Here is a 26,477-nt window from a genome sequence, read left to right as displayed (position 1 = left end):
GCAGGCGCGATACCGGTTCCGGCTAGAAATCCGTTTCGATGCGGGTACCGGCGAGTGTCGCGAAGGGTAGCGCGGCGGCGCCTTCCGGGGTGAAGGCGATGGTCAGCCGGCCCGGCGCGAAGCCGAGGGTGGCGAAGGTGACGCGCGGGTGGGCGCGCGGGGCGACGCGGCCGGTGGCGCCGGTCAGCGTCACCAGCAGCGGCGGGGCGGAAACCGGGGGCGCGGCAACGGCGCGGGCGGTGCAGGCGGCGGCATCCGTCTCCAGCCGCCCGTCGGCGAAGCCGGAATCACCGCCGAGGCCGAAGCGGGCGACGGCGACGCGCAGCGCCGTTGCACAGGCAAAGGGCAGACGCGGGAACGCCCCGGCGACCAGCGTGGCGCTTGCCGTGCCGCCGACCGACTCGAACAGCGTCGCGCCGGGGCGCAGCCGCACCCGGCCCGTGAGCGCGGTGCCGGCGCCGTCCACCCGGAAGCCGGCGGCATAACCGAAGCCGGCGAGCGAACGCAGCGGCGCCCAGCGCCAGCGTGCCACTTCCCCGCCCGCCAGCACCGCCCGGCCGCGCCACACCGTGCCACCGACCGATGCGATATTGGTCGCCGGCCCCGGCTCGACTATAAGCCGGGCGGGCGCCGTGGCGACGAGTCCCGCCAGATAGGCCAGGGCGCCGATTGTCACCAGCGCGCGCGGGCGGCCAAGCAGCGACCGGGGAAAGAATGAATCGACGGCAGATGCTGCGGCTGATGCGATCGGGCCTTGTCCTGTCCACCACCGCATATGCGCTTCCCCTTCGCGCGGCCGGCAAGGCCAGGCCACGGCGTGTGCTCGCCGGCCTGCTGTTGCCGCTGAGCGGCGCGAACGCAAGTCTTGGCCGCATGATCGAGCGCGCGGCTTCGCTGGCGGCGGCGCCGAACCCGAAGGTAGAGGCGATCCCCGCCTTCGACACCGGCGGCAGCGCCGAGGGCGCGGCGGCGGCGGCCGAAGCGGCGATTCGCGCCGGTGCCGGGTTGCTGCTCGGCCCGCTCGGCGCGGCGGAGGTGCCGGCGGCGGTCGCGGCGGCGGCCGGGCGGGCGCCGGTGCTGAGTTTCAGCAACGACCCGGCGCTGCTCGATTCGGGCGCGTTCCTGATCGGTATCACCCCGGCGCAGGCGGTCGGCGCGATCCTGCCCTATGCGCGCGGGCGCGGCGTTCGCCGGGTCGGGATTGTCGGTGGCGACAGCGGCTGGGCGCGGGCGGCGGTGGCGGCGGCCGAACGGGTGGCGCCGACGGCGGGGATCGCGCTGAACCCGGCGGCGGGCGGTGGCGCGCCGGCGGCAATGCTGGCGGCACTACGCGGCGACGGGGCGCTGCCCGACGCGGTGCTGTTGGCAGAAGGCGGGCAGGCGATGGCGGCGCTGGCCCGGATGCTGCGCGAGGAAGGGGTACAGTTGCTGGCGACGGCGCAGACGCTGGCCGGGCCGCCGGGCGAGGTCGACGCCTATGACGGCGCCTGGTTCGCCGGTTACGACCCCGATCGCTTCGCCGATTTCGCCCGCGCCTACCAGACGCAGCATGGCGGCGAGCCGGGGATGATCGCCGCGCTCGGCTATGACGCGGCGACGATCGCCCGGGCGCTGGCCCGTGACGGCACGGTCGGCCGCGACGGCCTGCTCGGCCGGCCGTTCGACGCCGTGTCCGGCGCGCTGCGCTTTCGCAGCGACGGCAGTTGCCTGCGCCAGATGGCGATTCTGGTCGCGGAGGCCGGCGGCAACCGGATGGTCGGCCACGGCACCGCCGGATGACAGCCGCCGCCCGCGCCGGCGAGCGCGGTTTCACGCTGATCGAGATGATCGTGTCGCTGGCGCTGTTCGCGCTGATCGCGCTTGCCGGCATCGCCCTGGTGCGGACGGTGATGGACGTGCAGGAGCGCACCGCCGGGCGGATCGAGCGGCTGGGCGCGGTGCAGCGGGCGCTGTTCATGGCGCGCAACGATATCGAGCAGTTTTCCGGCACGCTGGTGCTGGCCGACAATGTCCTCGACCTGAAGCGCCATAGCCGCGGGCCGCTGGGCGTCCAACCGGTGCGCTACCGGCTGGAGGAGGGAATGCTGCGGCGGGCGGTCGACACCGGGCTGGGCACCGCGCGCGACCAGCGGCTGCTGACCGGGGTCGACGCTTTACAGATCAGCGTGCTGGCGCCGGACGGCGGCTGGCGCGACCGCTGGCCGCCCGACGGCGACACGACCGACCCGTGGCCGCTGGCGGTGGCGCTCGACATCGGCCTTGCCCCCGCGCCGCGGCGGCCGGGCGGCACGCTGCGCCGCGTTTTCGTTCTGCCGGTGAAGCCATGACGCCAGCGGGTGACGGCGAGCGCGGCATGATTCTGGTCAACGTGCTGCTGATCGTCGCGCTGGCGGCGAGCATCGTCGTGCTGATGGTGTCGGCGCGCGACACCGGCATCGACCGGTCACTGATGATGCGCGAGGCGGCGCGGGCGCGGGCGGTGGCGCTGGGCGGCGAGGCATCGGCGGTCGCCGCGCTGCGCCGTGACATGACCGAGGCGCCGGAGAGCGACCATATGCGCGAGGCGTGGGCGACAGTGATTCAGCCCGACACGCCGATCGCCGGCGGCCGGTTCAGCCTGAACGTCGTCGACGCGCGCGCCAAGTTCAACGTCAACATGCTGGCGCGCGGTGTGCCGGGGGCGCAGGCGATGCTGGCCGACATGCTGGCGGCGCTCGGCTACCCCCCCGAATACGGCCCGCTGATTACCCGGTTGATCGTCACGTCCGGTCCGCTCGCCAGCCTCGACCAGCTTGCGCTGGGCGGGGTCGACGCCGAGACGATCGCCAGGCTGCGGACGATCGCCGACGCGCTGCCGGTCGACGGACCGATCAACCTGAACACCGCCGGGGCACCGGTGCTTGGCCTGCTGCTTCACGATTCGACCAAGGCGCAGCAACTGATCGCGCGGCGGACCACCACCGGTTTCCTGACCCCGGCCGACCTTGCCCAGACCGGCACCGTCACCCCGCCGGGTACCGGATTTACCTCCGACCTGTTCTACGTCGTCACCCGCGCCCGCATCGGCGGCACCGAGCAGGTGCTGACCTCGCTCGTCCGGCGGCGGACCGACGACGCCGGGCGCCCCCATGCCGAGGTGATCGGCCGCTGGTGGGGCACGCCGCCAGTGTAGCAGCGGCCGCGAGCGCCGACAGGACGGGAACCGGCGGCGTCTGGTTAACCGGCGCTTGTCCCGCCCGGCAAAGCCGCGTAGATCGCTCGGTCATCCATGGTCGCGCGCAAATCCGCCCCGAAACGATCCCCGGCCCGGCGCCTGGCCGGCAGATTGCTGAAGATCGGGGCGATCACCACCGTGGTCGCGGCGATCGCGCTGGCGGTGACCGTCTATATCCAGGCCGCCGCCCTGCCGAGCTATGACGCGCTGAAATCGTCACCCAACGGCCAGATGATCCGCGTGCGCGCCGCCGACGGATCGGTGCTGCTGTCGCTTGGCCCCAGCTATGGCGAGTGGATCCCCTATCGCGATATCCCGCAGGTGATGAAGGACGCGATGGTTTCGGTCGAGGACCGGCGCTACTGGAGCCACCCCGGCGTCGACCCGATCGGCATCGCCCGCGGCATCAAGATCAGTTTCCAGCGCGACAACCGGGTGCGCGGCGTGTCGACGATCACCCAGCAGCTCGCCCGCAACGTGTTTCTGAGCAGCAACCGGTCGTGGACCCGCAAGGTGCGCGAAGGGTTGCTGGCGCTGGCGCTGGAATGGAAGTTCAGCAAGCAGGACATCCTGGAGCTGTACCTGAACCGCGTCTATTTCGGCGGTGGCGCCTATGGCATCGACGCAGCGTCGCGCCGGTTCTTCGGCCACCCGGCGACCCGGCTGAACCTGGCGGAGGCGGCGATCATCGCCGGGCTGGTCAAGGCGCCGTCCAACTATTCGCCGACCGCCGATGCCGAGGCGGCGCTTGGCCGGTCGCAGGTGGTGTTGCGGCTGATGCGCGAACAGGGGCGGGTCAGCCAGGCGGAGATCGACGCGATCGGCGCCGACGACGTCAAGCTTGCCCCGTCGCCCAAGCAGAACAGCGTGCGCTATTTCACCGACTGGGCGCTGCCCCAGCTCGACATGCTGATCGACGAGACGATCGAGCCGATCGAGGTGTGGACGACGCTGGACCCGGCGATGCAGAAAGCGGCCGATACCGCGATTGCCGCCAATGTCCCCGCCGGGGTGCAGGGCGCGCTGGTTTCGCTCGACCGCGACGGCGCGGTGCGCGCGATGGTCGGCGGCACCGATTACGTCACCTCGATCTACAACCGCGCGACCCAGGCGACCCGCCAGTCGGGATCGGCGTTCAAGCTGTTCGTCTACCTCGCCGCGCTGGAGGCGGGCTATACCCCCGAGGACGCGGTGGTCGACGAGCCGGTGACGATCAACGGCTGGAGCCCGCGCAACAGTTCGCGGCGCTTTCTGGGCAAGATCACCCTGCGCACCGCCTTCGCCTATTCGATCAACACGATCGCCGCCAGGATCGGCCAGGATGTCGGCACCGCGACGATCGCCGACATGGCCCGCCGTTTCGGCATATCGACGCCGGTGTTCACCGACCCGTCGATGGTGCTCGGCACGTCCGACGTGCGGTTGATCGACATGACCCGCGCCTTCGCCTCGGTTGGCGCCAAGGGCGTCGCCGTCGTTCCCTACGGCATCGTCAAGGTAACGACGGCGAACGGTCAGCTGCTCTACGAACACCATGCCGACATGTCGCGGGTACTGGTCGCCCCCGGCGTTGCCGCGCAGATGACCGACCTGCTGCAGACCGCGGTCAACACCGGCACCGGCCGCGCGGCGCAGATCGGCCGGCCGGTCGCGGGCAAGACCGGCACGACCAGTTCGAACAAGGACGGCTGGTTCCTCGGCTTTTCCAGCGGGCTGACCACCGGCGTGTGGATGGGCCGTGACAATGCGCGGCCGATCGCCGGGTTGCAGGGAGGCCGGGCGCCGGCGGCGGTCTTCGCCGCGTTCATGCGCAGCGCGGTCGCCAAGCGGCCGGTCGAACATTTCGACACAGAGGTGACCCTGCCCGAATGGCAGCTGGAACCGGACGACGAGGCCTATTACGGCGACCCGGAAGCGCCGCCGCCCGCCGACCCCGGCCGCCAGGTCGACGAGGATGGCCTGCCGATCGGCTCCCCCCCGGACGGGGCCGTCGATATCGAGGCGCCGCCGCGACTGGACCAGAGCTGGATCGACGAGGTGATCGGCCGCAGCCAGCGCCAGCCGCCGCGCGCCGGCCCGGCACCGGCGGCCAGCCCGACGCCGGCTGCCACGCCATCCGCGCGGCCGACCCCGCGCCCCGGCCCGCCGCCAGCGGCGGCGGCACCGGCGCGCGTTACCAACTGAACCGGATTGGGGCCGGGTGCCGATTTGACCCGCGAGGCGCGCTGACGTCCGCTAGAGTTTGTCCTGTTTAAGCTGTACCGGCCCGCTCCCCCACCCGGCGTCCCATATGATACTGCCGTTGGGAGGCCGGGTGGGGGAGCGGGCGGAAGCGCCCAAGGCTCCGACGATGCGCAGCATCGTTGGAATGGCGCTGGAGGGCGGTGCCGTTTCCGCCTGAAGCGGACAGACTCTAGCGGCCGAACCAGTGCAGGGCGGCGCCGTTGGCGCGCAGCCAGGCGCGGGCCGGCGCCGGGTCCGCGCCGAGCAGTTCGGCGACGACCGCATGGAATTCCGGGCCATGGTGCATGTGGACCCGGTGGGCGACCTCATGCGCGACGGTGGCCTGGCGGACGAAGGCCGGAGCGAGGATCAACCGCCAGCTATAGCGGATCGTGCCGTCGACGGCGCAACTGCCCCAGCGGCTGCGCGGATCGGCGACAGCGACGCGGCTGACCGAGACGCCGGCGCGCGCGGCGCAGGCCAGCGTTTCGGCGGTGAGCAGGGCCAGCGCCTCCCGCTTCAGCCAGCGCAGGATGCGCGGGGCGACCATGTCCGCCGGGCCACCGACATGAAGCAGATCGCCGTCACGCCGGACCGCGCGGCCGCCATCGACGCGCCAGACCACGGTCAGCCGGTCGTCGCCAAACGTGACGCTGGTGCCGTCGCCAAGTGGTTGCGCGGCGGGCAAGCGAGCAATCTGCTGTTCGATCCACGGCCGATGATCCTCAACCCAGGCGAGCGCCGGGCCGAGCCGGGCGCGCCAGGGCAGGCTGAGCCGGACGGCGCCGGTGCGGGGGTCTACCGCCAGCCGCATGCGCCGGGCGCGGCGGCTGCGAACGATGGCGAGCGGCCGGTCGTCGGGGCCGAAGCGCGGATCAGCGCCGGGCATCGCCGTCGAGAATGTGCATCTCCAGATCGTCGACGGCGGTTTCCGACACCGTCCAGCCGCGCACCGAAATGCCGGCGCGGTGGACCGATTCCGGGTCGCCGGTGATCAGCGGATGCCAGTCGGGCAGCGGTTTGCCGTCGGCGCGCAGCCGGTAGGCGCAGCTTTCCGGCAGCCATTGGATGCTGTGAGCCAGTTTTGGCGTCAGCCGCAGGCAATCGGGGACCAGCGCGCGGCGGTGACGATAATTGCTGCACTGGCCGCTGTGCAGATCGAGCAGCTTGCAGGCGACATTGGTCGGGAAGAAATCGCCGCTATCGGCGTCTTCCAGCTTGTGCAGGCAGCACAGGCCGCAGCCGTCGCACAGCGCCTCCCATTCGGCGCGATCGAGCGCCTCAAGCGGCTTGTCTTCCCAGAAGCGGCTCATCCGCCGGCCCAGCGTTTTAGTTCAGCGGCGATTTCCGCCGGCGTGCCGTCTTCCGGGATCAGCGCGATCGGCTTGCCGTCCGGCCCGAACAGGTAGGTCGCGCGGCTGTGGTCGACCAGATATTCGGCGCCGCCGTCGGCCTGCTGCTTCTGGTAATAGACGCCGAAGGCGCGGGCGACGGCGGCGATTTCCGCCGGAGTGCCGGTCAGCCCGATCAGCCGGGGGTGGAAGGCGGCGACATAGCTTTTCAGCACGGCCGGTGTATCCCGGTCCGGGTCGATGCTGATCAGCAGCGGCTGGATGCGGGCGGCGACGGCGGGGTCGCTCTTTTCCAGCGCGCGCAGGCCGGCCATCAGCTTCTGCAGGTCGACCGGGCAGACATCCGGGCAATAGGTGTAGCCGAAATAGACGAGGCGATACCGGCCAGCGAAGGCGGTGTCGCTGACCCGCTTGCCGTCCTGATCGGTCAGGGTGAACGGGCCGCCGATGCGGGCGCCGGCGAGCGGGCCTTGTTCCGCCGCGCCGTTGCCGGCGCCGCTCCCGCAGGCGGCAAGCAGCAGCGACAGGGCAAGGGCGGCGGTGCGGACGATGATGTTCATGGCGGAGCCAGCCATGCTTCGCTATCGCGCCGGTTGCAAGTCGCCGTGGCAGATCAAGGGTTCAGTCGCGCCGCCACTTGCATTAGGATGATGGGATGAGCGGGATTTCGACAATGCGCGTACTGATCCTGGGCCTGGCGGCGGCACTGCTTGCCCCGGTGGCGGCGAATGCCCAGTTTTCCGACAGCTTCACCTTTCTGAAGGCGGTCCGCGACCGCGACGGCAGCAAGGTCGAGGACATATTGCGGAAGAATTCCAACTATCTCGACACCAAGGACATAACCAGTGGCGAGGCAGCACTGCATATCGTCGTCAGGCGGCGGGACAGCCAGTGGCTCAGCTATCTGCTGGCCAAGGGCGCCAACCCCAATACGCGCGACGTCGACGGCAACACGCCGCTGATCTACGCCGCGCAGATCGGCTTCGCGGACGGTGTGGAACAGCTCCTTGGCCGCAAGGCCGGGGTCGACGTGCCCAATCGTTCGGGCGAGACGCCGCTGATCAAGGCGGTGCAGGCCGGCGACCTGCAGGTCGTCCGGCTGCTCGTCGCGGCCGGGGCCAACCCGAAGAAGCCCGACAGCGTCGCCGGCAAGTCCGCCCATGACTATGCCGCCGGCAACCCCCGGCTGGGCGTGATCCAGAAAGTGCTGGACGAGGCGAAACCGGCCGCGCCGGCGCGGCCGATCGCCGGGCCGAAGCTGTAGGTCCCAGAGCTGTAGGTCCCGGCGCCGGGCGCGGGGCGGCACGACGATAACCGGTGCGCTTCACACGCTGCTGGCGGCGTCCGGATCGGCGAGTTCGAGCAGGCGGCGGGCGGCGCGGCGGGCAAGGCGCAGGGTTTCGGACCGCCGGCGTGCCGGGGCCATCGGCCGCAACGGCGCCTCGCGGACGATCGCCGCGTCATAGCGGTCGGCGACGATCAGGCCGCTGACGTCCGGCCCAAGCGCGGCGCCGGAAAACGGCGCCAGATCGAACCCCGCCGGAACCGCCCAGAAAAACCGATCGCAATAGGGCAGGTAATCGCCCCATTTGCCGTCGCCGAGCAGATCGGCGCGCGACACCTTGATCTCGACGATGACGATCGCGCCGCGCGAATCGACCGCCATCAGATCGGCCCGGCGGCCATTGCCGAGCGCGACCTCCGCCACCGCGACCAGATCGTGACGGTAGAGCAGGCGCGCCACGCCCCGCGCGACGGCGGCGGCGCCAGATTCCGCCTGAAAAAGCGGGTCAGCCGGGGGCACCGTAACCGGTGGGGGGGAGAGTGTCGCCATCCGCCCCCGGATAGAACATCCGGGGAACGGAGGGAAGGGCGGGTGCGGCTGAGCGCGGAAGCCTAGCGGTAGAAGATGTGATTGCCGAGGCGGACGACCCGGTCCTTGCCCCAGTTGGGCGAGACATGGGTGGCGTGGAAGAACAGCGCGTCGGCGGCGCGGCTCTGCCACTGATCGTTCATCGCGATTTCCGCGACGGCAACCGCTTCCTTCCAGCTGCGGCTGCTGGTCCGGATCGGCGGCAGGGCGCCGTTGCGGACGAAGGAGAACTGGCTGCGCTGGAAAATCACCTGGCAGATACCGCGCGGGAAACGGCCGGATTCGGCGCGATTGATCACCACTTCCGCCACCGCCAGCTGGCCTTCCAGCGGCTCGCTCTTCGCCTCGAAATAGACGGCGCCAGCCAGGCAGCGCAGTTCCGGATCAAGGGTGTCGGGCATGGTATGGGCGGAAACCAGCGCGGCGAGCGACGCCGGATCGGCGGGTTCGGTCGTCACCGCCGGCCGCGGCGCGATGGTCTGGACGACTTCCTGCCGCGGCGCGAAGGTGATCGCCGCATCGTCGAGCAGGCCCTGGGATTCGATGGTCAGTACCGGCGCCGGCGCGGTCACGATCGCGGCCATCGTCCCGCTGCCCGCGAAGGTCGGGTCGGTGGCGAGCAGCGTGGCGCCAGCACAAAAAGTCACGGCCGCGAGGCTCGCGGCGCGAACAGCAAAATGCATCTACACATCAAACAATGCGGTGGATTGATCGAAACACGAAGGTGCCACAACTTCGGCACCCCTGATCGCACCCCCGACTGCGTTATCATCCGCGACGCTTATTCGCCTGCGATGATCCGACGCACCGAGTTGGTGAGCGGGGCCTTTCGGGACTTGGGCCGGTCAAGTCAACTGAGAACGATCGTTTCAGCGGCGAAGCGTTCGGCTTCCACGATATCCAGTTCGATCAGCCACAAATCGGGGTCACGGGCGCGGCGGCGGGCCAGATATTCCGATATTTCCTGCCTGTTTTCAACATTTTGTGGGCCACAGCGCACCCAGGAATAGCGCCCGTCAAGGCCGAGAATCCGTTCGAGCAGCGGGCCGGGTTGTCCCTTTTCGGCACATTCGATCACCACCGTCCCAGCGCCGTCGTCGCCGCGCGCCAGCACCGTTGCGTGGCCGCCGGCGGCCTGGACGGCGCGGATCAGCGCGTCGACGATCAGGCGACTGGGCAGCCGCGCGCCGGTCACGCCGGGTGGTAACCGGGCAGGGTGGCAAGCGGAAAGCGCGAGCGCATGAACGTGCCGGTGCCGCGCGCCGCTTCTTCGCCGTCGGCATCGACCAGCCGCGCTTCGGCGACGAACACCCGGCGGTAGCCGCTGATCCACCGCCCTTCGGCGACGACCGGGCCGTCGCGCAACGGGCGGGTGAACAGCAGGTTGAACGCGGTGGTCAGCAGGAATCGATCGCTGACCAGGCTGTTCGCCGCATAGAAGGCGACGTCGTCCAGCATCTTGAAATACAGCGTGCCATGGGCGGCGCCGGCGGCGTGATTGTAGCGGGAATCGACGGTGAAGCCGATCCGCGCGACCCCGGCCGACAGGATTTCGAGCCGCGAATCGAACAGCCGGTTGATCGGCGCCGCCGCGTAGAGCGATTCCAGCGCGCGGAAATGCGCCTGTTCGCCGGACGGCGGCGGGGCGGCGGCGGACGACATGCCGGGCGAGCGCCTAAGCCGCGAACAGCGCGTAAAGCGCGTCGGGCGACCCGGCGCCGCGCAACTTGGCGACGAACGCCTGATCGCGCAGCCAGCGGCTGACCTGGGCCAGCGCCTTCAAGTGATCGGCGCCTGCGCCGGTTGGCGACAGCAGCATGAACACCAGATCGACCGGCAGATCGTCGATCGCCTGATAGTCGACCGGCTTTTCGAGGCGGACGAACGCGCCGGTTACCGCGGCCAGCCCGTCGAGCTTGCCGTGGGGGATGGCGACGCCGGCGCCGAAACCGGTCGACCCCAACCGTTCGCGCTCGCTCAGCCGCTCGACGACCAGCCGCGCGTCCACCCCGGCGACGCGCGCGCCGATCTGCCCCAACTGCTGGAACAGGCTCTTCTTGTTGGGCACCGCCAGATCCGCGGCGATCGCGCCGGGCTCGATCAGGTGCGAGAGATTGGTCATTGCATGTCCGAAACGCATGGAAACAGGCCGCCGCGAAGGCGGCCGGGGCGAAATGGCGTGACCGTCGGCGTCAGGCGGCGCGTTGGGGCTCCACCCAGCCGATCGTCCCGTCCCCGCGGCGATAGACCATGTTGTGCACCCCCGTCACCGAATTCATGAACAACAGGGCATTGGTATTGCGCAGATCGAGCATCATCACCGCGTCCGACACGCTCGCTTCCGGCACGTCGACGCGGGTTTCGGCGATAATCGGCGGGTTGTCGGCCGGTTCGTGGTCCTCGTCGGCGACTTCGAACACGGTGTAGCCGGCGCCGTCGGGTTCGGGGACCGCGACACTATTGTCGTTATAGCGGTATTTCAGGCGCCGGGTGTAACGGCGGATCTGCTTTTCGATGCGGTCGAGCGCCGCCTGGAACGCGGCATGGGCCTCATTGCCGTTGCCGCCGCCTTTCAGCACCACGCCCTGATTGACATGGGCGACGATGTCGCAGTGGAACCGATAATCTTTCGGCCCCTTGCCGAAGGTGACCTGCGCCGACAGCGCCCGTGAGAAATATTTGTCGGCGATCGCCTGAAGACGGTCCTCGACATGCGTGCGCAGCGCCTCGCCAGTGTCGGTCTGATGCCCCGAAACGCGGATCTCCATTCGGTCCTCCTTCAAAAACGAGGCAGCGGCCAGCCGCCGCCCCGGACAAGATCAACCCGTGGCGGCGGGTGAGGTTTCGGCTTCCTGCCACAACGGATCGCTCAGCGTGGCGACAAAGGCGGCGTGGCGGGCCAGTTCCTCCGCCGAGGCGGCATGCGGCCGGGCGGCGCGCGCCGGCCGGGGCGCAAAGGCGGGGCCACGCGTCGCCATCGTCGCGGTCGGCGCGCGGGCCGGCTCGGCATCGCCGGGAAGCAGCAGGCCGATCTGGCGGCCGCCGGTCAACTCGACATAGACCTGGGCGAGCAGCTGGGCGTCGAGCAGCGCGCCGTGCTTGACCCGGTGGCTGCGGTCGATGCCGTAGCGGGTGCACAGCGCGTCCAGATTATGCTTGGCGCCGGGGTGGCGGGCGCGCGACATCGCCAGCGTGTCGATCATCCGCGACTGCGGGATATGCAGCCGGCCGCATTCGCCGAGTTCGTGATTGATGAAGGCGAAGTCGAAGCTGGCATTGTGGGCGACGAGCGGGCTGTCCTCCAGAAAATCGAGCAGGTCTTCGACCAGGTCGACGAACAGCGGTTTGTCGGCGAGGAAGGCATCGCTGAGGCCGTGCACCGCCTGCGCATCCGCCGGCATGGAGCGTTCGGGGTTGAAATAGGCATGGTAGCTGTTGCCGGTCTCTACCCGGTTGATCAGCTCGACACAGCCTATCTCGACGAGGCGATGGCCCTCGGAAACGTGGATGCCGGTGGTTTCAGTGTCGAAGACGATCTCACGCATTCGCGACAGTATCGGACGCCGCGCGTGCGGAGGCAAGCCACCAGACGCCGAACCTGTCGCCGGGTGGCATTCAACGAGCCGCTGGTGTCGACGATAAAATCGGCGCGGCGGCGTTTTTCGCGATCCGGGGTCTGGCGGGAAAGAATCGCATCGAACCGCTCGGTGGTCATGCCGGGGCGGCGAAGCACCCGACGGCGCTGGACATGGTGCGGCGCGGAGACGACCAGCACCGCGTCGACCCCGCGCCAGCCGCCCTTTTCGAACAGCAGCGGAATATCGAGCACGACCAGCCGCCGCCGGCGATAACGGTGGAGGAAGACGGCACGCGCGGCGGCGACCGCGGGGTGGACCAGCGCCTCCAGCCGGGCAAGCGCCGCATCGTCGTGCAGCACCCGCCGGCCGAGCAGCCCCCGGTCGACGCCGCCGGGGCCGGTGGTGCCGGGAAACGCCGCCTCGATCGCCGCGACCAGCGCGCCGCCCGGCCCCTGCAACCGGTGGACCTCCGCATCGGCATCGAACACCGGCACGCCAAAGCCGGTGAACAGCGCCGCCACCGTCGACTTGCCCATGCCGATCGACCCGGTGAGGCCGAGGACAATCATGCGAGGAGCAGGGCGCGGAGCGCCGCATCGTCCGCACGCGGCGGCGGCTGGCCGTAGAACAGGCGGAAGCCCATCGCCGCCTGGCCAACCAGCATTTCCAGCCCGTCGATGATCCGCAGGCCGCGGCGGCGAGCGGCGGCCAGCAGCGGGGTTTCGAGCGGCGAATAGACGATGTCGTAGACGACAGCGTCCGGGCCGAGCCGGTCGAGGCTGAGCGGCAGCGGCGGCTGGCCGGTCATGCCGAGCGAGGTGGCGTTGACGACAGCGGCGATCGATTCGTCGGCCAGCACGTCGCCGTCGGACAGGGCCGCGGTGGCGATCGTCGTCGCGTCAGCGCCGGCGACCTCCGCCGCCAGCGCGGTGGCGCGGTCGGCGGTGCGGCCGACGAGGGTGATCGCGAAGCCGGCATCCCACAGCGCATGAACGACCGCGCGGGCGGCGCCGCCGGTGCCGATGACGAGGATGCGCGGTTTTGCGGCGCGGGCCGGCGCGGCGATCCGCGATTCCAGCGGCTCCAGAAACCCCGGCACGTCGCTGTTGCAGCCGAACAGGCGGCCGTCGCGCGGGACGACGATGTTGACCGCGCCGATCGCGGCGGCGAGCGGGTCGAGATCGTCGATCAGCGGGATCACCGCCGTCTTGTGCGGCATGGTGACGTTGCAACCGCGCCAGGCCGGATCGGCGCGGCGGCTGGCGATATAGGCGGCCAGCCCTTCGGGCGCGACCAGCTGCCGGCGATAGTCGGCGGCGATGCCGAGCCGGTTGAGCCAGAAATTGTGGATCAGCGGCGATTTCGACTGGGCGATCGGGTCGCCGATCACCTCCGCATAGCCGGTCATGCCGCGATCACCCCGCGCACCCGCAGATGATCGAGCAGGTGGAGCAACGGCAGACCGAGAATGGTGAAATGGCTGCCCTCGATCCGGCTGAACAGTTGGACGCCCGGCCCTTCTACCCGGTAGCCGCCGACGCAGCCGGCGATCGCCGGCCATTCCGCGTCGAGATAGGCGGCGATGAACCCGTCGGTCAGCGGCCGGACGGTCAGGCTGGCGCGGTCTACCGACCGCCAGCTCGCCCGGCCGCCTTCCGCGATCACCGCCGCGCTGTGCAGATGGTGGCGTTTGCCGGACAGGGCGCGAAGCTGCGCCGCCGCCTCTTCGCGTGAGGCCGGTTTCGACAGCGTCGTACCCTCCGCCGTCTCCAGCACCTGATCGCAGCCGAGGACCAGCGTGGCCGGCAGGCGGGCGGAAAGCTTGACCGCTTTCATCTCGGCCAGCGCATCGGCCAGATCGCGCGGGCGCAGATCCACCATCCCGGCCTTGGCCGCATCCTCGTCCACCCCGGCGGCGCGGGCGGTGAACGGCACGCCCGCCGCCGCCAGCATTGCCTTGCGCGCGGCGCTTTGCGAGGCGAGGAGCAGTTCGCTCACTTCATCCGCTCATTGTAGAGGTTGATGATCGCCGCCGCTGCTTCCTCGATCGAGCGGCGGGTGACGTCGAGCACCGGCCAGCCATTGTCGGCGAAGATGCGGCGGGCGAAGGCGATCTCGCGTTTCACGGCGTCCTCATCGACATAGGCGGTTTCCGGCGCCTGGTTCAGCGACAATAGCCGGTTGCGGCGGACCGCGACCAGCCGGTCGACACTGGTCGTCAGCCCGACGACCAACGGATTGCGCAGGCTGAACAGCGACGCCGGCGGCGGGCTTTCGACGACCAGCGGGATGTTGGCGGTCTTGTAACCGCGATTGGCGAGGTAGATCGATGTCGGCGTCTTCGACGTGCGCGAGATGCCGGCGAGCAATATGTCGGCTTCCTCCCAATCCTCCGCGCCGATGCCGTCGTCATGCGCGATGGTGAACTGGATCGCGTCGACCCGGGCAAAATAGGCGGCGTCAAGGATATGCTGGCGCCCCGGCCGCGCCTTCGCCGTCTGGCCGAGCATGTTCGACAATGCGTCGGTCACCGGGTCGAGCGCGGCGACCGCCGGCAGGCCTAGGCCGCGGCAGCGCGTCTCCAGCGTACGGCGGATGTCGCTGTTGACGAGCGTGAACAGCACAAGACCCGGATTTTGCGCGATTTCAGCAAGAATCCGTTCCAGATTCGCTTCCGAACGGATCATCGGCCAGAAATGCTTTATCGTCTCCACCCCGTCATATTGGGCGAGCGCGGCCTTGGCGATGTTTTCAAGCGTCTCGCCGGTCGAGTCGGACAGCAGGTGGAGATGGAGCCGTGTCGTCAAGCCGGAGCATCCCTGTGGAAAAGCCTGTGTACGGCGCTAGCGGATCATGCGGGCAAGCGGCAAGCGGCGGATTCATCCCCGCTTCTCCGCAAATGCTGACAGCATCGTCCACAGGCGGATGATTTCATCCCCAATCTGGGGATAACGGGGAAAGCGGGATCGACTCCGGCCAGCCGCCGCCGCCAGCAGGAGTCAATCTGTTGGCAATCGGCGGCGAACTGCCTAAGCCCCGCAACCAAGCGACCAACAATCATCAACTTCCTTCAATTTAGAATCTTAGAAAGATGAAGATGGGTTCCGTCCCCCCCGCCCTGGCCGCCGCTGACAAACCCTTGCTCGCCGTGCTGCGCGGTGAGCGGCAGGAACGCCCGCCGATATGGCTGATGCGCCAGGCTGGGCGTTACCTGCCCGAATATCGTGCGCTCAGGGCGGAAAAGGGCGGTTTCCTAGATTTGGTCAACGATAGCGCGGCGGCGGCGGAGGTGACGCTTCAACCGATCCGCCGGTTCGGTTTCGACGGCGCCATCCTGTTTTCCGATATCCTCGTCATCCCCCATGCGATGGGTCAGGATCTACGCTTCGTTGCCGGGGAAGGGCCGCGGCTGAGCCCGAAACTGACCGACAGCGCGCTTGAGACGCTTTCCGCCCGGCCGGAACGGCTTGCCCCGGTTTATGAAACGGTGCGGCGGGTGAAGGCGGCGCTGGCGCCGGAGACGAGCTTTCTGGGCTTTGCCGGTTCGCCGTGGACCGTCGCCACCTACATGGTCGCCGGGCAAGGCAGCCGCGAGCAGGCAGAGACCCGGCGCTACGCCTATCGCGACCCGCAGGGGTTTGGCGCCATCATCGCTGCGATCGTCGACTGGAGCGTCGACTACCTGTCCGGTCAGATCGATGCCGGGGTCGACGCGGTGCAGCTGTTCGACAGCTGGGCCGGCAGCCTGGCGCCGGAACCGTTCGAACGCTGGGTGATCGCGCCGACCGCCGAGATCGTCGCCCGGCTGAAGGTGCGCCACCCCGATACGCCGGTCATCGGCTTTCCCAAGGGCGCCGGCGGCAAGCTGGCCGCCTATGCCCGCGAAACCGGGATTGATGCGCTGGGGCTGGATGAGACCGTCGATCCGGACTGGGCCAATGCCCAGTTGCCCACCGGGCTGCCGGTGCAGGGCAATCTTGATCCGCTGGCGCTGATCGCCGGGGGCGCGCCACTCCATGCTGCCATCGATCGGGTGCTTGCGGCTTTCGCCGATCGGCCCCATATCTTCAATCTGGGCCACGGCATCCAGCCCGACACGCCGATCGCGCATGTCGAGGCGCTGGTCGCCCGGCTGCGGGGGCGCGGATGAGCTTCGACGGCATGATCGGCTTTCTGGGCGCGGCCTATCTGTGGGTTAAGGCCGCCCATGTGATTTTCGTGATCTTCTGGATCGCCGGCCTGTTCATGCTGCCGCGCTTTTTCGTCTACCATCAGGAATCGCCGGTCGGGTCCGAGGAGGAAGCGCGCTGGGTGACGCGTGAGCGCAAGCTGCGCCATATCATCATCACCCCGTCGATGATCCTCGTCTGGCTGTTCGGGCTGGCGCTGGCGTTCAACGTCGGCGCGTTCGCCGAACCGTGGTTCCACGCCAAATTCGCGGTGGTGGTGCTGCTGTCCGCCTATCACGGCTGGATCGTCGGCTACGGCCGCAAGCTGGCGAAGGGCGAGCGGCGCTACAGCGGCAGGACGCTGCGGATGATGAACGAGATTCCCGGCATTGCCGTGGCGATTGTCGTCATCCTCGTCGTCGTCAGGCCGTTCTGATGGCCGGTGCCGCACTGGTCGCCGCGTTGCTGTTGCAGGCGGCGGCACCTGACACCGGGCCTGGTATCGAGCCGGATGCGCGCTGTTTCACCGTGATGGCGCTGGCCGCGAGCGCGCCGGACCCGAAAGCGAAGCAGGCCGGGATGATGGGCGCGCTGCTCTGGTACGGGCGGCTGAGCGCCCGCCTGCCCGCCGACGATATCGCCGCCGCGATCAAGGCCGAGGCGAAACGGATGGACGAGGACAGCGCCAGCATCCAGACCGAGGCGCAACGATGCAGCGCCGAAATCGCCGCTTATGGCCGGGCGATGCAGGCGCTGGGTGACGAGATGAAGGGCGGCGGCGCGAAGTAGCGGTGGCCGGCCACCCGCCGGGCTCGCTTGACTTGGTTCCGCCCGCCGCCTAGTCGATTCGACCGGAAGCACCGTGGCGTCCTGCCGGTGCCGGGTCTCCTTATTCTGCTCCACGCGGCGCATCGGCGTTCGCGTTCCACCGGAAACCAACGATGCATTTGAAAGAACTTAAGAAGAAATCGCCCGCCGAGCTGGTGACGATGGCCGAGGCGCTGGGCGTCGAGGGTGCGTCGACGCTGCGCAAGCAGGACCTGATGTTTGCGATCCTGAAGGCCGAGGCCGAGGGCGGCGCCCAGATCATGGGCGAAGGCACGATCGAGGTGCTGCAGGACGGATTCGGTTTCCTGCGCAGCCCGGAAGCCAACTACCTGGCCGGGCCGGATGACATCTATGTGTCGCCCAACCAGGTCCGCCGTTTCGGCCTGCGCACCGGCGACACGGTTGAGGGCGAGATCCGCGCGCCGAAGGACGGCGAGCGCTATTTCGCGCTGACCAAGCTCGTCTCGGTCAATTTCGACGATCCCGACGCGGTGCGCCACCGGGTCAATTTCGACAACCTGACCCCGCTCTACCCCGACGAGAAGCTGACCCTCGATCCGGCTGACCCGACGATCAAGGACAAGTCAGCGCGGGTGATCGACATCGTCAGCCCGCAGGGCAAGGGCCAGCGCGCGCTGATCGTCGCGCCGCCGCGCGTCGGCAAGACCGTGCTGCTCCAGAACATCGCCAAGGCGATTACCGACAACCACCCGGAAGTCTTCCTGATCGTGCTGCTGATCGACGAGCGGCCGGAAGAAGTGACCGACATGCAGCGCAGCGTGAAGGGCGAGGTGATCTCCTCCACCTTCGACGAGCCGGCGCAGCGCCACGTCCAGGTCGCCGAGATGGTCATCGAGAAGGCCAAGCGGCTGGTCGAGCACAAGAAGGATGTCGTCATCCTGCTCGATTCGATCACCCGGCTCGGTCGCGCCTACAACACCGTCGTCCCCTCGTCCGGCAAGGTGCTGACCGGCGGCGTCGACGCCAACGCCCTGCAGCGGCCGAAGCGCTTCTTCGGCGCCGCGCGCAACATCGAGGAAGGCGGATCGCTGTCGATCATCGCCACCGCGCTGATCGACACCGGCAGCCGGATGGACGAGGTGATCTTCGAGGAATTCAAAGGCACCGGCAATTCCGAGATCGTCCTTGACCGCAAGGTCGCCGACAAGCGCATCTTCCCGGCGATGGATGTCGGCAAGTCCGGCACCCGCAAGGAGGAGCTGCTGGTCGACAAGGGCAAGCTCAGCAAGATGTGGGTGCTGCGTCGCATCCTGATGCAGATGGGCACCATCGACGCGATGGAATTCCTGCTCGACAAGATGAAGGATTCGAAGACCAACGAGGACTTCTTCGATTCGATGAACCAGTAGGCCAGGCGGAGCGTTCGAACCCACGATGCTTGAACTCTGGCAGCATATCGTCAACGATTTCTCGAACCTGGGCGACCCGGCCGCGCTGGCGGCGTTCGGTCAGGTGCTGATGATCGACATCATGCTGGCCGGCGACAACGCGATCGTTGTCGGCGCGCTGGCCGCCGGGCTGCCGGATGCGCAGCGGCGCAAGGTCATCATGATCGGCATCGTCGCCGCGCTGGTGCTGCGCATCGCCTTCGCGCTGGTCGTTACCCAGTTGATGCAGATCGTCGGCCTGATCTTTGCCGGCGGGCTGCTGCTGCTCTGGGTGTCGTGGAAGATGTACCGAGAACTGCACCCGCGGGCGGCGACGCCGGGCGGTTCGCCCGAGGTTCACGGCGACGAATACAGCAACGTCAAGCCGGCCAAGAGCTTCGTCGCCGCCGCCTGGGCGGTCGCCGTCGCCGATGTCAGCATGAGCCTGGACAATGTGCTGGCGGTCGCCGGGGCGGCGCGCGAGCACCCCGGTATCCTGATCATCGGCCTGATCCTGTCGGTGGCGCTGATGGGTATCGCCGCCAACATCATCGCCAAATATATCGAGCGGTTCCGCTGGATCGCCTATGTCGGGCTGGCGGTGATCCTCTATGTCGCGGTCCGGATGATCTATGACGGCTGGATCGACCCCGGTGTCGGCGTGGTCACGCTGTTCAGCTAGGCAGCCGGCGCTGAACCCGATTCACCCAGGTTGAATCGGGTTCCGGACGCCGCATCCGTTGCATAGTTGCCCGTCGGGCAGCGGCTATTTCAGCTGTTCGGCGAAGAAGCGGGCGGTGCGGCCGTCGGCCAGCGTCGCCGCCGCCTCGTCGCGGCGCTTGCCCGACTGCGCGGCAAAGCCGTGGTCGAGGCCGGGATAGTCGTGCAGCACGACTTTCGGATGATCGTCCAGCCCGGCGTGCATCTTCGCCTGTGCTTCCGCCGGGACGAAATGATCGGCGGTCGGGATATGGAGCATCAAAGGCCGCGCGATCGCGTGCTTTTCCCCCAGCAGCCCGTCGATACCGACGCCGTAATAGCCGACGGTCGCGTCGACGTCGGTGCGCGCGGCGACCATGTAGGCCAGCCGCCCGCCAAGGCAGTAACCGACCGCGCCGACGGCACCGCCGCCGCTTTCCGCCCGCGCCCAGCGGATCGTCGCTTCGATGTCGGCGATGCCCTGATCCTGATCGAACCGGCCCATCAGCGTCAGAGCCTGCTGGAACTGGTCCGGCACGTCGGGATCGAGTTCCACCCCCGGCTCCAGCCGCCAGAACAGGTCGGGCGCCACCGCCAGGTAACCGGCCTTCGCCCAGTCGTCGCATTTCGCGCGGATGCCGGCATTGACCCCGAAAATCTCCTGAATGACGACAATTGCCGCCTTGGCGTCACCGGCGGGCGCGGCGACATAGGCGGCGAAGCGGCCGTCGTCGGCGGGGCTGTCGATCTGGACGGTACGGGTCATAGCAGCGGGCCTTTCATGCCTTCGTGATGGAGGAGCCAGGATTTGGTGCGGATGCCGCCGCCGGCGGAATAGGCGCCGAGCCGGCCACCGCCCGCCAGCACCCGGTGACAGGGAATGACGATCGGGAACGGGTTGCGGGCGCAAGCCTGGCCGACGGCGCGGGGGGAGGAGGCGATGGCGGCGGCAACCTCGCCATAGCTTTGCGTCGCGCCGGGGCCGATGGCGGCGATCGCTTCGCGCAATGCCATGCCGCGCGCGGTTGCCGCCGGGGCCAGCGGCAGACAGAAACGCAATTGCGGGTCGGTGAAATAGGCGGCGATTTGCCGTGCCGCCTCCGCCACCGCGTGTGGCAGGGCGGTCGGAGCCTGCTCTGCCGTGGCCGCTGTGATATGGATCGCGTGCACGACATCGTCGTCACCGGAAATATGGACGGTACCGACAGGCGTTGCGATCGAGGCGGAGACGGGCGCATAAGCCATGGCGGGCAGCCTAGAGTGCCGATCGCATCGGCTCAAGCACGAGGGAACGGGCGATGAAGATGAATGTCGAAGTGGATTGCACGCCGGAAGAGGCGCGCCGCTTCCTGGGCCTGCCGGACCTGTCGCCGGTCCACGATGCCTATGTGAAGAGCCTGCTCGATACGATGCAGAAGGGCCCAAGCCCGGAATTGCTGGAATCGATGGTGAAAAGCTGGGCGCCGATGGGCGACGCCGGTTTCAAGATGTGGACCCAGATGTTCGAGCAGATGAGCAAGGGCGCCGGCAAGGGCTGATCGAACCGGCGTGCCGCGCGAAACCATCTTCGCCCTGTCGAGCGGGGCGCCACCGGCGGCGATCGCGGTGATCCGGGTCAGCGGGCCGGGCGCCGTCGCGGCGGCGGTGGCGCTGACCGGCCAGCGCCCCGAACCGCGCCGGGCCCGATTGGCGCGGATTGCCGACCCGGACAGCGGCGTGCCTATCGATCGGGGGCTGTTGCTGTTCTTTCCCGGCCCGCAGTCGGTCACCGGCGAGGATCTGGTCGAATTTCACCTGCATGGCGGGCGGGCGGTGATCGCCGCTGCCGAACGGGCGCTGGCGACGTTGCCCGGCCTGCGCCCGGCCCGCGCCGGCGAATTCACGTGGAGGGCATTCCAGAACGGCAAGACCGACCTGATCGCGGTCGAGGGTTTGTCCGATCTGCTGCGTGCTGAGACGGAGGCTCAGCGCCGCCGGGCGCTGGCCGTTGCGGAAGGCGGGCTGACCGCGCAAATCGACGGCTGGCAGAAGGAGATATTGATCGCCGGGGCGCTGATCGAATCCCGCCTCGATTTTTCCGACGAGGACGATGTCGACGCAGTGGATACCGAGCCGATGGTCCAGGCCCGGCTGCGCGCATTGCAAGCGGCACTGACGGCGCAACTGGCCCGTCCGCCGGCGGAGCGGCTGCGCGACGGTTTGAGCGTCGTCATCGCCGGACCGCCGAATGCGGGCAAGTCGACGCTGCTCAACCGGCTGGTCGAGCGCGAGGCGGCGATCGTGTCGACCATTGCCGGCACGACGCGCGACCTGATCGAGGTACCGGTGGTGCTCGGCGGCATTGCTTACCGGCTGACCGACACCGCCGGGCTTCGCTCTGGGGGCGACGACCCGATCGAGCGGATCGGCATCGACCGGGCGGCGGCGGCGATCGCCGGTGCGGATATTGTGCTGTGGCTGGGCGATGCGCCGCCGGCGGACGGGGAGAATGGACAGGCGCTGCTGCATCTGCACCCGCGCGCCGACTTGCCGGGCCGGGGGGAGGCGTCGCCAGGGCGACTGGCGCTGTCCGCCGCGACCGGCGCCGGTGTAGCGGAATTGATCGCGGCGATGGGCGAAGTCGCAGCGACGCTGCTGCCCCGCGTCGACGAACTGGCGCTGAGCCGCCGCCAGCGCGATGCGGTCGCGGCGGTGGCGGAGCATGTTGCAGCGGCGCTGGCCCTGGACGACGACCTGCTGCGGGCCGAGCATCTGCGGCTCGCCCGCGCCTGTTTCGACGCGCTGACCGGGCGGGCGGGGACCGAGGAGATGCTCGACGCGCTGTTCGGGACATTCTGCATCGGCAAGTAGCCCCCGTTCCACGTGGAACATTTTGCTCGACCCGGCTGAATCGTGTAGCGGGGCGGCCGTGGACAGCTTCGATGTCATCGTGATTGGCGGCGGTCATGCCGGCTGCGAGGCGGCGTGTGCCGCCGCCCGGCTTGGCGCGCGGGTGGCGCTGGTCAGTTTTTCGGCCGCGACGATCGGCGCCATGTCGTGCAACCCGGCGATCGGCGGACTTGGCAAGGGCCATCTTGTCCGCGAGGTCGACGCGTTTGACGGCATCATTGCCCGCGCCGCTGACAGTGCCGCCATCCACCACCGGATGCTGAATGCCAGCAAAGGCGCGGCGGTGCGCGGGCCGCGCGTGCAGGCCGACCGCCGGCTGTTCCGGCAGGCCGTCCATCGGCTGATCGCCGCGCAGCCCGGCCTGACCGTGGTCGAGGGCGAAGCGGCGGCGCTGACCATGGTCGGGGAGGCGGTGACGGGCGTGATGCTCGCCGGGGGCGCGACGCTGAGCGCCACGGCGGTGGTGCTGGCGACCGGCACCTTCCTGCGCGGCCGGATGTTCTGTGGTGAGGAGCGGAGTACGGGCGGGCGGGTCGGCGAGCGCGCGGCGACCCGGTTGGGCGAGCAGATCGAAGGGCTGGGCCTCCCACTCGCCCGGCTGAAAACCGGCACGCCGCCACGACTGGATGGACGCACGATCGACTGGAGCCGCTTGCGCCGGCAGGAATCGGACGCCGAATGCTGGACGATGGGGGCGTTGCCGGGCGGTCCGCGCTTGCCGCAGCTTGCATGCGCGATCACCCGGACCAACGCGCGCACCCATGCGGTCATTCGTGGCGCACTCGATCGATCGCCGTTGTTTTCGGGCGCGATCGAGGGGCTGGGACCGCGTTACTGCCCGTCGATCGAGGACAAGATCCACCGCTTCGGCGATCGCGATGGGCACCAGATTTTCCTTGAGCCGGAAGGGCTTGACGACCATCTGGTCTACCCGAACGGGATATCCAGCTCGCTGCCCGCCGACGTCCAGCAGGCGATGGTCGAAACGATTGACGGGCTGGAGCGGGCGAGGATCGTCCAGCCCGGTTATGCGGTCGAGTATGACTATGTCGATCCGCGCGCGCTTGATGGCGGCCTGGCGGTGCGCGGGGTGGATGGCCTGTTCTGCGCCGGCCAGATCAATGGCACTACCGGTTATGAGGAAGCGGCGGCGCAGGGCCTGGTTGCCGGGCTAAACGCGGCGGCGCGCGCTCTGGGGCGCCCGCCGGTGCGGTTCGATCGGGCGGACAGCTATATCGGGGTGTTGGTTGATGACCTGACCTTGCAAGGGGTTACCGAGCCCTATCGCATGCTGACCGCGCGCGCCGAGTATCGCCTACGCTTGCGGGCTGACAACGCCGCCAGCCGGTTGACGCCAGCCGCGATTGCTCTTGGCTGCGTCGGCGAGGAACGGCAGCGATGGTTTGGGGCACGCGCGGCGGCGATGGCCGACGCGGCCGGGGCCTTCGACCGGATTGTCGACGCAGAAACCATCATGCCGGAGCGCAGTGAACTGGAGGCGAGATCGGTTGCGGCGTGGCTGGCCGTGGGTAGCGCGGAACCGGCACGGCTGCGGGCGTTCGACCCTCGGTTGGCGGCGCTGGACGGTGATGCGCTGGGCGAGCTGATCGAGGACGTTCGTTACGCGCCATATCTGGAACGGCAGGCGGCAGAGATCGCGGCGGTGGCTCATGCGGACGGCCTAAAGCTGCGCGACGATTTCGACTATCGCGCCATCCCCGGCCTGTCGATCGAGATGGCGGAACGGCTGGAGCGGGCGCGGCCGGAAACATTGGCGGCCGCCCAGCGCGTGCGCGGGGTGACTCCGGCGGCGCTGGCGGCGATCCTTGCCATGGCCCGTCGCGCGGCATGACCGAAGAGGAAGCGAAGGCGTGGTTGGTGGCGCGGGCTGTTCCACGTGAAACAGTGGAGCGCTTCGAGGCGTTTGTCGCGCTGGTGCTGGCAGAGAACCAGCAACAGAATCTGATCGCGCGTTCGACAGAGGCAACGATCTGGGGCCGCCATATTGTCGATTCGGCGCAATTGGTTGGGCTGGCAGAGGATCCCAACGGTCCCTGGCTGGACATTGGTGCCGGGCCGGGCTTTCCGGGTATCGTTATCGCCCTGACTACCGAAGCGCCTGTCTGGCTGGTCGAGCCGCGCCGGTTGCGGGCGGAATTCCTGATGCGCGCGGCTGACGCGCTTGGGCTGGCGGATCGGATCGTGGTCTTTGCCGAAAAGATCGAGACCGCGGCAATCCCGGCGCCGCCACGGACGATCACGGCGCGCGCTTATGCGCCGCTCGATCGGATTTTCGGCGTTTGCCAGCGCTTTTCCGGCCCGAATACCATTTATGTGTTGCCGAAGGGCCGGGGGGCGGCCGACGAACTGGAAAGCGCGCGACGAACGTGGCAAGGTGCGTTCCACGTGGAACGAAGCGCCACCGATCGCGATGCCGCGATCGTCGTGGCGCGGGCCGTCCGGCGGAGGAAAACGCGATGATCTGCGTAGCGGTGGCCAACCAGAAGGGCGGTGTCGGCAAGACGACATCCGCGATCAATCTCGCGACCGCGCTCGCTGCCACCGGATCGCGTGTGTTGCTGATCGACCTCGATCCGCAGGGGAACTGCTCCACCGGCTTCGGCATTCCCCACGCCGAGCGGGTGCGGACCAGCTATGAAGTTGTGGTGACCGGCGCCGCGTCGATCGTCGACGCGGCGCTGGCGACCAAGGTGCCGCGCCTCGACCTGATTGCAGCGACGGTCGACCTGTCTGGTGCCGAGATCGAGATGATCGAGCTGGCCGACCGCACGCACCGGCTGGCCAAGGCGCTGGCTGAGGCGCCGGCCGGGCGCTGGGACATCTGCCTGATCGATTGCCCGCCGTCGCTGGGCCTGCTGACCGTCAACGCGATGGTCGCGGCGGATTCGCTGCTGGTGCCGCTGCAATGCGAGTTTTTCGCGCTGGAGGGGTTGAGCCAATTGCTCCAGACTATCGATCGCATCCGGTCGCGCTTCAACCCTGGGTTGAAAATGCTAGGCGTCGTGCTGACCATGTACGACCGGCGCAACAACCTGACCGAGCAGGTGGCGCAGGATGTGCGGGCCGTGCTCGGCGAAGTCGTGTTCCGTACTGTCATTCCCCGCAATGTCCGCTTGTCCGAAGCGCCAAGCTATGGCGTGCCGGCGCTGATCTACGATCATCGTTGCCCCGGCTCGGAAGCCTATATCGCGCTGGCGCGAGAAGTGATCGGCCGGCTGCCGCGGATTGCGCAGGCGGCATGAGCGACGCGGCGGGCAATCCGTTCCTGTCGGGCAAGCGCCGGCCGAGCGGGCTGGGGCGCGGCCTGTCCTCGCTGCTCGGTGAAACCGCGCGCGAGGAGCCTGTCGCGCCGGCGGCGGAAGGGCGGTCGCCCGGTGTTCAGCTTGTCGCGGTCGCGGCGCTGGCCCCGCACCCGGAACAGCCGCGCCGCCATTTCGACGAGGATGCTCTGGATGAGCTCGCCCGGTCGATCGCGGCGCGTGGGCTGATTCAGCCGATCGTCGTCCGACCGCTGGCCGGCGGCTACCAGATCGTTGCCGGTGAGCGGCGCTGGCGGGCGGCACAGCGGGCGCAGTTACACGAAGTTCCTGTAATCGTTAGGGATTTTGACGAGGCGGAGACGCTGGAGATCGCGCTGGTCGAGAATATCCAGCGCGAGGACCTGAATGCGATCGAGGAAGCGATCGCCTATCGCAAGCTGATCGACCGGTTCGGTCACAGTCAGGAGGCGCTGGGCCGGCTGGTCCACAAGTCGCGCAGTCACGTCGCCAATATGATGCGGCTGCTCGACCTGCCGCCGGCGGTGCAGACGATGGTCGCCAATGGTGGGCTGAATATGGGCCACGCCCGTGCGCTGGTCACCGCCGCCGACCCGGAGAAGCTGGCCGCCGAGGTGATCGCCCGTGGCCTGTCGGTGCGCGAAACCGAGCGCCTGGCCCGTGTGGCGAAGGGGGGCGATGGCACGAAGGCCCAGCGCGTGTCCGGCGAAGGCAATGCCGATGTCGCCGCGTTGGAACGGCAGCTTGCCGACATATTGGGCCTGAAGGTGAAGATCGCCCATAGCGGCGCCAGCGGCACGGTCAGCATTGCCTATGCTACGCTCGACCAGCTCGACCTGATCTGCCAGCGGCTGACCGGCGAGCGGATCTAGCGGTTCGGCGCCCGGCTTTTCCGTCATTGCGAGCGTAGCGAAGCGATCTCTTCACCAATGGTGACATAGCCGTGAGGATTGCCGTGCCCCTGC

Annotated in this window: 33 protein-coding genes; 16 read left to right on the top strand and 17 right to left on the bottom strand. The window is 68.8% G+C overall.

The features are described from left to right. Window positions 1-22: 22 nt before the first annotated feature. Window positions 23-676, bottom strand: coding sequence for a hypothetical protein (locus tag ACMT1E_RS14410; protein ID WP_414901095.1), 654 nt, complete (start codon window positions 674-676; stop codon window positions 23-25). Between the two features lie 53 nt (window positions 677-729). Here ACMT1E_RS14410 and ACMT1E_RS14405 point away from each other — a divergent pair, with 53 nt between their 5' ends. The 4 genes from ACMT1E_RS14405 to ACMT1E_RS14390 all read left to right on the top strand — a co-directional run bounded on the left by ACMT1E_RS14405 (window position 730) and on the right by ACMT1E_RS14390 (window position 5,398). Continuing rightward, on the top strand, window positions 730-1,779 hold the full coding sequence (locus ACMT1E_RS14405; RefSeq protein WP_414901094.1) for an ABC transporter substrate-binding protein: 1,050 nt from the start codon (window positions 730-732) through the stop codon (window positions 1,777-1,779). Beyond that, entirely contained in the window at window positions 1,776-2,327 is a 552-nt protein-coding gene (locus ACMT1E_RS14400; RefSeq protein ID WP_414901092.1) for a type II secretion system protein GspJ, read from the top strand. Before ACMT1E_RS14405 ends, ACMT1E_RS14400 begins: the two co-directional genes overlap by 4 nt. Beyond that, window positions 2,324-3,172 (top strand): general secretion pathway protein GspK, encoded by an 849-nt coding sequence (locus ACMT1E_RS14395; RefSeq protein ID WP_414901090.1) that lies wholly within the window; start codon window positions 2,324-2,326, stop codon window positions 3,170-3,172. Before ACMT1E_RS14400 ends, ACMT1E_RS14395 begins: the two co-directional genes overlap by 4 nt. A gap of 96 nt (window positions 3,173-3,268) precedes the next feature. Next, a complete protein-coding gene (locus tag ACMT1E_RS14390; protein WP_414901089.1) occupies window positions 3,269-5,398 on the top strand; it encodes a transglycosylase domain-containing protein in 2,130 nt (709 codons plus the stop codon). A gap of 229 nt (window positions 5,399-5,627) precedes the next feature. Here ACMT1E_RS14390 and ACMT1E_RS14385 read toward each other — a convergent pair whose 3' ends face one another. Genes ACMT1E_RS14385 through ACMT1E_RS14375 form a run of 3 tightly spaced genes read right to left on the bottom strand, consistent with a single transcriptional unit; the run spans window position 5,628 to window position 7,364 of the window. Beyond that, on the bottom strand, window positions 5,628-6,326 hold the full coding sequence (locus ACMT1E_RS14385) for a M48 family metallopeptidase (protein ID WP_414901087.1): 699 nt from the start codon (window positions 6,324-6,326) through the stop codon (window positions 5,628-5,630). After that, entirely contained in the window at window positions 6,313-6,750 is a 438-nt protein-coding gene (locus tag ACMT1E_RS14380) for a YcgN family cysteine cluster protein (protein ID WP_414901085.1), read from the bottom strand. The genes ACMT1E_RS14385 and ACMT1E_RS14380 overlap by 14 nt, the downstream gene beginning before the upstream one ends. Continuing rightward, window positions 6,747-7,364: an SCO family protein gene (locus ACMT1E_RS14375; protein WP_414901084.1), complete on the bottom strand. Its 618-nt coding sequence runs from the start codon at window positions 7,362-7,364 to the stop codon at window positions 6,747-6,749. The genes ACMT1E_RS14380 and ACMT1E_RS14375 overlap by 4 nt, the downstream gene beginning before the upstream one ends. Before the next feature lie 80 nt (window positions 7,365-7,444). On the opposite strand from ACMT1E_RS14375, the gene ACMT1E_RS14370 reads away from it, so the two are divergent. Next, complete coding sequence (locus ACMT1E_RS14370; protein WP_414901082.1) at window positions 7,445-8,053, top strand: ankyrin repeat domain-containing protein; 609 nt, start codon at window positions 7,445-7,447, stop codon at window positions 8,051-8,053. 60 nt (window positions 8,054-8,113) lie between these two features. On the opposite strand, the gene ACMT1E_RS14365 is transcribed toward ACMT1E_RS14370, so the two are convergent. From ACMT1E_RS14365 to ACMT1E_RS14315, 11 genes are all read right to left on the bottom strand, one after another. After that, window positions 8,114-8,623, bottom strand: a complete 510-nt coding sequence (locus ACMT1E_RS14365) for an MmcB family DNA repair protein (RefSeq protein ID WP_414901081.1) — start codon at window positions 8,621-8,623, stop codon at window positions 8,114-8,116. A 62-nt stretch (window positions 8,624-8,685) separates the two neighbouring features. Continuing rightward, window positions 8,686-9,309, bottom strand: a complete 624-nt coding sequence (locus ACMT1E_RS14360) for a cell wall hydrolase (protein WP_414901080.1) — start codon at window positions 9,307-9,309, stop codon at window positions 8,686-8,688. A 203-nt stretch (window positions 9,310-9,512) separates the two neighbouring features. Continuing rightward, entirely contained in the window at window positions 9,513-9,857 is a 345-nt protein-coding gene (locus tag ACMT1E_RS14355; RefSeq protein ID WP_414901078.1) for a DUF1491 family protein, read from the bottom strand. After that, the gene (locus tag ACMT1E_RS14350; RefSeq protein WP_414901077.1) at window positions 9,854-10,324 is read right to left on the bottom strand and encodes a PaaI family thioesterase; all 471 of its coding nucleotides are present in this window, start codon (window positions 10,322-10,324) and stop codon (window positions 9,854-9,856) included. The genes ACMT1E_RS14355 and ACMT1E_RS14350 overlap by 4 nt, the downstream gene beginning before the upstream one ends. 13 nt (window positions 10,325-10,337) lie before the next feature. Next, window positions 10,338-10,784: a PTS sugar transporter subunit IIA gene (locus ACMT1E_RS14345; RefSeq protein WP_136162869.1), complete on the bottom strand. Its 447-nt coding sequence runs from the start codon at window positions 10,782-10,784 to the stop codon at window positions 10,338-10,340. Between the two features lie 70 nt (window positions 10,785-10,854). Further along, complete coding sequence (hpf, locus tag ACMT1E_RS14340; RefSeq protein ID WP_414901075.1) at window positions 10,855-11,430, bottom strand: ribosome hibernation-promoting factor, HPF/YfiA family; 576 nt, start codon at window positions 11,428-11,430, stop codon at window positions 10,855-10,857. A gap of 51 nt (window positions 11,431-11,481) precedes the next feature. Beyond that, window positions 11,482-12,207: a DNA polymerase III subunit epsilon gene (gene dnaQ, locus ACMT1E_RS14335; protein WP_414901074.1), complete on the bottom strand. Its 726-nt coding sequence runs from the start codon at window positions 12,205-12,207 to the stop codon at window positions 11,482-11,484. Then, the gene (coaE, locus tag ACMT1E_RS14330) at window positions 12,135-12,809 is read right to left on the bottom strand and encodes a dephospho-CoA kinase (protein ID WP_414901073.1); all 675 of its coding nucleotides are present in this window, start codon (window positions 12,807-12,809) and stop codon (window positions 12,135-12,137) included. Before coaE ends, dnaQ begins: the two co-directional genes overlap by 73 nt. Further along, window positions 12,806-13,648: a shikimate dehydrogenase gene (aroE, locus tag ACMT1E_RS14325; RefSeq protein WP_414901071.1), complete on the bottom strand. Its 843-nt coding sequence runs from the start codon at window positions 13,646-13,648 to the stop codon at window positions 12,806-12,808. Before aroE ends, coaE begins: the two co-directional genes overlap by 4 nt. Next, window positions 13,645-14,193 (bottom strand): Maf family protein, encoded by a 549-nt coding sequence (locus ACMT1E_RS14320; RefSeq protein WP_414903457.1) that lies wholly within the window; start codon window positions 14,191-14,193, stop codon window positions 13,645-13,647. The genes aroE and ACMT1E_RS14320 overlap by 4 nt, the downstream gene beginning before the upstream one ends. Before the next feature lie 41 nt (window positions 14,194-14,234). Then, window positions 14,235-15,047, bottom strand: a complete 813-nt coding sequence (locus tag ACMT1E_RS14315) for a pyruvate, water dikinase regulatory protein (protein ID WP_414901069.1) — start codon at window positions 15,045-15,047, stop codon at window positions 14,235-14,237. A gap of 290 nt (window positions 15,048-15,337) precedes the next feature. Between ACMT1E_RS14315 and hemE the strand changes: the two genes are divergently transcribed. The 5 genes from hemE (at window position 15,338) to ACMT1E_RS14290 (ending at window position 19,307) form a co-directional block, all read left to right on the top strand. Continuing rightward, window positions 15,338-16,390: a uroporphyrinogen decarboxylase gene (gene hemE / locus ACMT1E_RS14310; RefSeq protein WP_414903456.1), complete on the top strand. Its 1,053-nt coding sequence runs from the start codon at window positions 15,338-15,340 to the stop codon at window positions 16,388-16,390. Next, on the top strand, window positions 16,387-16,845 hold the full coding sequence (locus ACMT1E_RS14305; RefSeq protein ID WP_414901067.1) for a CopD family protein: 459 nt from the start codon (window positions 16,387-16,389) through the stop codon (window positions 16,843-16,845). Before hemE ends, ACMT1E_RS14305 begins: the two co-directional genes overlap by 4 nt. Continuing rightward, window positions 16,845-17,198 (top strand): hypothetical protein, encoded by a 354-nt coding sequence (locus tag ACMT1E_RS14300; protein ID WP_414901066.1) that lies wholly within the window; start codon window positions 16,845-16,847, stop codon window positions 17,196-17,198. The genes ACMT1E_RS14305 and ACMT1E_RS14300 overlap by 1 nt, the downstream gene beginning before the upstream one ends. Window positions 17,199-17,350: 152 nt before the next feature. Continuing rightward, window positions 17,351-18,607, top strand: coding sequence for a transcription termination factor Rho (gene rho, locus ACMT1E_RS14295; RefSeq protein WP_414901064.1), 1,257 nt, complete (start codon window positions 17,351-17,353; stop codon window positions 18,605-18,607). Between the two features lie 25 nt (window positions 18,608-18,632). Further along, complete coding sequence (locus ACMT1E_RS14290; RefSeq protein ID WP_414901063.1) at window positions 18,633-19,307, top strand: TerC family protein; 675 nt, start codon at window positions 18,633-18,635, stop codon at window positions 19,305-19,307. 84 nt (window positions 19,308-19,391) lie between these two features. On the opposite strand, the gene ACMT1E_RS14285 is transcribed toward ACMT1E_RS14290, so the two are convergent. Both ACMT1E_RS14285 and ACMT1E_RS14280 read right to left on the bottom strand, forming a co-directional pair. Further along, window positions 19,392-20,090, bottom strand: coding sequence for a dienelactone hydrolase family protein (locus ACMT1E_RS14285; RefSeq protein WP_414901062.1), 699 nt, complete (start codon window positions 20,088-20,090; stop codon window positions 19,392-19,394). Then, window positions 20,087-20,569: a methylated-DNA--[protein]-cysteine S-methyltransferase gene (locus ACMT1E_RS14280; RefSeq protein WP_414901061.1), complete on the bottom strand. Its 483-nt coding sequence runs from the start codon at window positions 20,567-20,569 to the stop codon at window positions 20,087-20,089. The genes ACMT1E_RS14285 and ACMT1E_RS14280 overlap by 4 nt, the downstream gene beginning before the upstream one ends. A 53-nt stretch (window positions 20,570-20,622) precedes the next feature. Here ACMT1E_RS14280 and ACMT1E_RS14275 point away from each other — a divergent pair, with 53 nt between their 5' ends. From ACMT1E_RS14275 to ACMT1E_RS14250, 6 genes are read left to right on the top strand one after another with little or no spacing between them, the layout of a single operon-like run. Then, complete coding sequence (locus ACMT1E_RS14275; RefSeq protein ID WP_414901060.1) at window positions 20,623-20,862, top strand: DUF6489 family protein; 240 nt, start codon at window positions 20,623-20,625, stop codon at window positions 20,860-20,862. A 10-nt stretch (window positions 20,863-20,872) separates the two neighbouring features. Continuing rightward, a complete protein-coding gene (gene mnmE, locus ACMT1E_RS14270) occupies window positions 20,873-22,174 on the top strand; it encodes a tRNA uridine-5-carboxymethylaminomethyl(34) synthesis GTPase MnmE (protein WP_414901059.1) in 1,302 nt (433 codons plus the stop codon). 58 nt (window positions 22,175-22,232) lie between these two features. After that, window positions 22,233-24,065 (top strand): tRNA uridine-5-carboxymethylaminomethyl(34) synthesis enzyme MnmG, encoded by a 1,833-nt coding sequence (mnmG, locus tag ACMT1E_RS14265; RefSeq protein ID WP_414901058.1) that lies wholly within the window; start codon window positions 22,233-22,235, stop codon window positions 24,063-24,065. Beyond that, a complete protein-coding gene (rsmG, locus tag ACMT1E_RS14260; RefSeq protein WP_414901057.1) occupies window positions 24,062-24,694 on the top strand; it encodes a 16S rRNA (guanine(527)-N(7))-methyltransferase RsmG in 633 nt (210 codons plus the stop codon). The genes mnmG and rsmG overlap by 4 nt, the downstream gene beginning before the upstream one ends. Beyond that, window positions 24,691-25,476: a ParA family protein gene (locus ACMT1E_RS14255; RefSeq protein ID WP_414901056.1), complete on the top strand. Its 786-nt coding sequence runs from the start codon at window positions 24,691-24,693 to the stop codon at window positions 25,474-25,476. The genes rsmG and ACMT1E_RS14255 overlap by 4 nt, the downstream gene beginning before the upstream one ends. Continuing rightward, entirely contained in the window at window positions 25,473-26,384 is a 912-nt protein-coding gene (locus tag ACMT1E_RS14250) for a ParB/RepB/Spo0J family partition protein (RefSeq protein WP_414901055.1), read from the top strand. The genes ACMT1E_RS14255 and ACMT1E_RS14250 overlap by 4 nt, the downstream gene beginning before the upstream one ends. Window positions 26,385-26,477 lie beyond the last annotated feature (93 nt).

It is taken from the genome of Sphingomonas flavalba (assembly GCF_047553045.1).
GTDB lineage: Bacteria > Pseudomonadota > Alphaproteobacteria > Sphingomonadales > Sphingomonadaceae > Sphingomonas_L > Sphingomonas_L flavalba_A.
This window is presented reverse-complemented; position numbering and strand designations above follow the sequence as displayed.